General features: G+C 65.9%; 2 protein-coding genes. Both read left to right on the top strand.

The window, feature by feature from the left end; all coding sequences use genetic code 11:
- Window positions 1–2,020 (top strand): AMP-binding protein (locus tag Q0H50_RS08045; protein WP_294421220.1); only part of this gene is annotated, 2,020 nt, incomplete at its 5' end.
- A gap of 88 nt (window positions 2,021–2,108) precedes the next feature.
- Window positions 2,109–5,702, top strand: coding sequence for a pyruvate:ferredoxin (flavodoxin) oxidoreductase (gene nifJ / locus Q0H50_RS08040; protein ID WP_294421218.1), 3,594 nt, complete (start codon window positions 2,109–2,111; stop codon window positions 5,700–5,702).
- Window positions 5,703–5,750 lie beyond the last annotated feature (48 nt).

Here is a 5,750-nt window from a genome sequence, read left to right as displayed (position 1 = left end):
CGCCCTGTGGGACGTCCACAACGTCTACCGCGTGGGCGGCGAAAGCCCGGCGACCACCATCAAGAACCTGGGCGCCTACGTCAAGCACGTGCACATGCGCGACTCCGACGACGACGGCTCCTTCAACCTGGTGGGCGAAGGCACCCTGCCCATCGACGAGGTGGTTCGCGCGCTGTCCTCCATCGACTACGACGGCTTCGTGTCGCTTGAGTGGGACCCCGCGTGGATGGCCGACCTCACCGACATGGAGGTCATCTTCCCCCACTACGTCAACTACATGGAGCAGTTCGAGGACACCCGCGGCAAGCGCCGCACGCTCTACCTCAACCACGACGGCACCGGCGAGTACGTGTGGAAAAAGGACGAGCTCATCGACCTGACCTTCCCGCAGGTGCTCGACAAGATGGTCGAGTGCTTCCCCGACCAGTACTGCTTCAAGTACACCACGCTGGACTACACGCGCACCTACGAGGAGTTCCGCGACGACGTGGACACCTTCGCCCGCGCGCTCGTGTCGATGGGCGTCAAGCCCGGCAGCAAGGTGGCCATCTGGGCCACCAACGTGCCCGCCTGGTACATCACGTTCTGGGCCGCCACGAAGATCGGCGCAGTGTTGGTCACGGTGAACACCGCGTACAAGGTCCACGAGGCCGAGTACCTGCTGCGCCAGTCCGACACGCACACGCTGGTCATGATCGACAGCGCGCTGGATTCCAACTACCGCCAGATCATCAACGACCTGTGCCCGGAAATCGCCGACACCAAGCCCGGCGACCCGTTGCACTGCAAGCGCCTTCCCTTCCTGCGCAACGTCATCACCGTCGGCTTCGACATGCCCGGCTGCCTGAACTTCGAGCAGGCCATGGAGCGCTCCGAGCTGGTGCCGCTTGAGAAGGTCCAGCGCATGGCCGCCGAGGTGCGCCCCGACGACGTGTGCAACATGCAGTACACCTCGGGCACCACGGGCTTCCCCAAGGGCGTCATGCTCACGCATCGCAACGTCGTCAACGACGGCAAGTGCATCGGCGACCGCATGGGCCTGTCCACCGCGGACCGCTTCATGATCCACGTGCCCATGTTCCACTGCTTCGGCATGACGCTGTCCATGACGTCGTCCATGACCCACGGCGCCACCATGTGCCCCATGCCCTACTTCAGCGCGAAGGCGTCGCTGCACTGCATCACGCAGGAGAAGGTCACCGCGTTCAACGGCGTGCCCACCATGTTCATCGCCATGTTCAACCACGCCGACTACCGCAAGACCGACTTCAGCCACATGCGCACCGGCATCATGGCCGGCGCCGGCTGCCCGCCCGAGCTCATGAAGCGCGCTGCACAGCCCGACGAGATGAACATGACCGGCATCGTGTCGGTGTACGGCCAGACCGAATCGGCCCCGGGTTCCACCATGAGCGCCTGGACCGACCCGCTCGACCTGCGCACCGAGACCGTCGGCTACGCGTTCCCGCACGTGCAGTGCAAGATCATCGACCCTGAAACCGGCGAGGAGCTGCCTGACGGCCAGATCGGCGAGTTCTGCTCGCGCGGCTACAACATCATGAAGGGCTACTACAAGATGCCCAACGCCACCTTCAAGACGGTTGACGAGAACGGCTGGCTGCACTCCGGCGACCTGCTCATGCGCGACGAGCGCGGCTGCTTCGTGGCCACCGGCCGCCTGAAGGACATGATCATCCGCGGCGGCGAGAACGTCTACCCCAAGGAGATCGAGGACTTCGTCATCACGCACCCCAAGGTCAGCGACTGCCAGGTGGTGGGCGTGCCGGACGCGAAGTACGGCGAAGAGGCCATGGCCTGCATCATCCTCAAAGACGGCGAGACCATGACCGAGCCCGAGATCCGCGAGTTCATGATGAGCAACATCGCGCGTCACAAGGTGCCCCGCTACATCAAGTTCGTGGAGTCCTACCCCATGAACGCCGCCGGCAAGATCCTCAAGTACAAGATGAGGGAAGCCGCCGTCGAGGAGCTGGGCCTTCAGAACCTGGTGAAGAAGTAGCAGCTTCCATACACCGACATTTCGCGGGGGCCGTTTTGCGCGCCCCCGCTCGCGTTTTCAAACCATCGTTGCGGAGAGGGGCTTCACAATGAGCAACTATGTAACCGTCGACGGCAACCAGGCTGCGGCCCACGTTGCCTACGACTTCACCGAGGTGGCGGCCATCTACCCCATCACGCCGTCCTCGCCCATGGCCGAGCACACCGACCGCTGGAGCGCGCAGGGCCGCCTGAACATGTTCGGCCAGCGCGTGCAGCTGACCGAGATGCAGTCCGAGGCCGGCGCCATCGCCGCCATCCACGGCGTGCTGCAGGCCGGCGGCCTGGGCACCAGCTTCACGTCCAGCCAGGGCCTCATGCTCATGGTGCCCGTGCTCTACCGCATCGCCGGCGAGCGCCTGCCAGGCGTCCTGCACGTTGCCAGCCGCACCGTGGGCACCCACGCCATGAGCATCTTCGGCGACCACTCCGACGTCATGGCGTGCCGCGACACCGGCTTCGCCCAGCTCAGCTCGGGAAGCGTCCAGGAAGCCGCCGACATGGCCGCCGTGGCGCACCTTGCCGCCGTGAAGGGAAGCATCCCGTTCATGCACTTCTTCGACGGATTCCGCACCTCCCACGAGCTGTCTCGCATCGACATGCCCGACACCAAGGAGCTGACCGCGCTCATGGATACCGAGGCGCTCGACCGCTTCCGTGCGCGCGCCCTGAACCCCGAGCACCCCATGCTGCGCGCCACCGTGCAAAACGGCGACGTGTACTTCCAGGTGCGCGAGGCGAACAACACCGCGTACGACCAGCTGGCCGACGTGGTCGAGGACGTTATGGCGCAGGTTGCCGGCGTGACCGGCCGCGAGTACCACGTGTTCGACTACTACGGCGCCGCCGACGCCACCGACGTGGTGGTGGCCATGGGCAGCGTGTCGGGAACCGCCCAGGAGGCGTGCGACTACCTGAACGCCCGCGCGCAGGCCGACGGCACGGGCAAGCGCTACGGTTTTCTGCAGGTGCACCTGTACCGCCCCTTCTCGGCGAAGCACTTCCTGGGCGCCCTGCCCGAAACCGTGCAGCGCATCGCGGTGCTCGACCGCTGCAAGTGCATGGGCTCGGCCGGCGAGCCGCTGTTCCTGGACGTCTCCAGCGTCATCGCCAACAGCGACCGCGCGGGCAAGGTGACGGTCATCGGCGGTCGCTACGGCCTGTCGTCCAAGGACACCGACACCGCCCAGATCGTGGCCGTGTTCGACAACCTTGCCGCAGCCGAGCCCAAGCGCGGCTTTACCATCGGCATCACCGACGACGTGACGAACCTGTCGCTTCCCGTGCGCCCGCTCGACGATTTCGAGGACGGTGACACCTACAGCTGCAAGTTCTGGGGCCTGGGCGGCGACGGCACCGTGGGCGCGAACCACAACACCATCCGCATCCTGGGCGACTGCGCCGACATGTACGCGCAGGCATACTTCGAGTACGACTCCAAGAAGTCCTTCGGCGTGACCAAGTCCCACCTGCGCCTTTCGAAGAAGCCCATCCGCAGCACCTACTACGTGAAGCGCGCGGACTTCGTGGCCTGCCACAACCAAAGCTACGTGCGCCAGTACGACATGGTCCAGGAAGTGAAGCCCGGCGGCACCTTCCTGCTCAACACCAGCTGGACGCCCGAGGAGCTTGACGCCAACCTGCCCGGCAAGATGAAGCGCTACATCGCGCAAAACGGCATCCGCCTGTTCACCGTGGACGCGGTGGAGGTTGCGCAGCGCGTGGGCCTGGGCAGCCATATCAACACCGTGCTGCAGGCGGCGTTCTTCCAGATCGCGGGCCTCATGCCCGTCGAGGAGGCGCTCGACTACATGAAGGACGCGGCCCGCAAGTCCTACGCGCGCAAGGGCGACGCCGTGGTGGCCAAGAACGTGGCAGCCATCGAGGAGGGCGCGCAGAAGTGCGTGGAGGTTTCCGTGCCCGCCAGCTGGGCCGACGCCCCGCTCGACGAGAACGCCGCCGAGGCCGACGTGCCCGCGGTGGTCGAGAACATCCTGCGCCCCGTCAACGCGCAGAAGGGCGACGACTTGCCCGTCAGCGCCTTCGCCGGCTACGAGGACGGTGTCATCGACATGGGCCTGACCGCCTACGAGAAGCGCGGCATCGCCGTGAAGACGCCCGCATGGAACGCCGAGACGTGCATCCAGTGCAACCGCTGCGCCTTCGTGTGCCCCCACGCCGCCATCCGCCCCTACCTGCTTGATCAGGACGAGGCGCAAAACGCTCCCGAAGGGTTCACGACGGTTGCCCTCAAGGGCGGCAAGAACCTGCCCGAGGGCACGCGCTACGCCATCCAGGTCAGCCAGTTCGACTGCACCAGCTGCGGCAGCTGTGCCGACGTGTGCCCGGCAGGCGCGCTGGACATGCAGCCGGCCAAGCTCACCGACCAGGCCCGCAAGCTGTGGGACTTCGGCCTGACCATCTCCGACAAGGATGGCGCGTTCGACCCCTACACCGTGAAGGGCTCGCAGTTCCAGCAGCCGCTGCTGGAGTTCTCCGCAGCCTGCGCGGGCTGCGGCGAGACGCCCTACGCCAAGCTGCTCACCCAGCTGTTCGGCGACCGCGTGTACTGGGCGAACGCCACGGGCTGCTCGCAGGCCTGGGGCTCGCCGTTCCCCGGCATCCCCTACACGGTGAGCAAGCGCGGCTTCGGCCCCGCCTGGACCAACAGCCTGTTCGAGAACAACGCCGAGCTTTCGCTGGGCCTGTTCCTGGGCTCCGTGCAGCAGCGTGCGGTGGAGAAGGCGCGCGTGGAGAAGCTGTCCCGCGCCCTGACGCACGGGATGGAGAAGCCGAAGGCCGACGCGGGCGACACGCCCGACGCCGCCGCCATGAGCGCCATGAAGGCCGCCTGCGAGGACTACCTTGCCGCGTTCGACGACTTCGACGCGTCGCGCAAGGCCGCAGATGCCCTGGTGGCATGCGCGTTGGCTTCCATGGACAAACTGACCAACAGCGCGAAGGAAGTGTGCCAGGAGGTGCTCAAGTTCAAGGACCAGCTGGCGAAGAAGACGTTCTGGATGTTCGGCGGCGACGGCTGGGCCTACGACATCGGCTTCGGCGGCCTGGACCACGTGGTTGCCAGCGGCGCCAACGTCAACGTGCTGGTGGTGGACACCGAGGTGTACTCCAACACCGGCGGCCAGAGCTCCAAGGCAACGCCCGCGGGCGCCGTGGCGCAGTTCGCGGCCAGCGGCAAGAAGACCGGCAAGAAGGACCTGGGCGCCATCCTCATGAGCTACGGCAACGTCTACGTTGCGCAGGTGGCCATGGGCGCCAACTACAACCAGCTGGTCAAGGTGCTGAAAGAAGCCGAGGAGTACGAGGGCCCGTCCATGATCATCGCCTACGCGCCCTGCACCTCGCACGGCCTGAAGTGCGGCATGCACGACGTCCAGGGCGAGATGAAGCGAGCGGTGGAAAGCGGTTACTGGTCGCTGTACCACTACGACCCGCGCAAGGAGAACCCCATGACGCTGGACTCCAAGGAGCCCAGCATGGACTACCTGGACTTCGTAGCCGGCGAGAACCGCTTCGCCTCGCTGACCAAGTCGTTCCCCGAAGAGGCCGAAAGGCTCTTCGAACAGGGCAAAGAAGACGCCCTTCGTCGCTTCGATCACTACCGCCGCATGGCGCAGGAGTAAGCGGCACGGCACACCGCGCGCCTCCATATATAAGGAAGGCCCGCGAGC

This window comes from uncultured Senegalimassilia sp., from assembly GCF_934632265.1.
Lineage (GTDB): Bacteria > Actinomycetota > Coriobacteriia > Coriobacteriales > Eggerthellaceae > Senegalimassilia.
The sequence above is the reverse complement of the archived record's forward strand: the minus strand, read 5'-3'. Positions and strand labels throughout refer to the sequence as shown.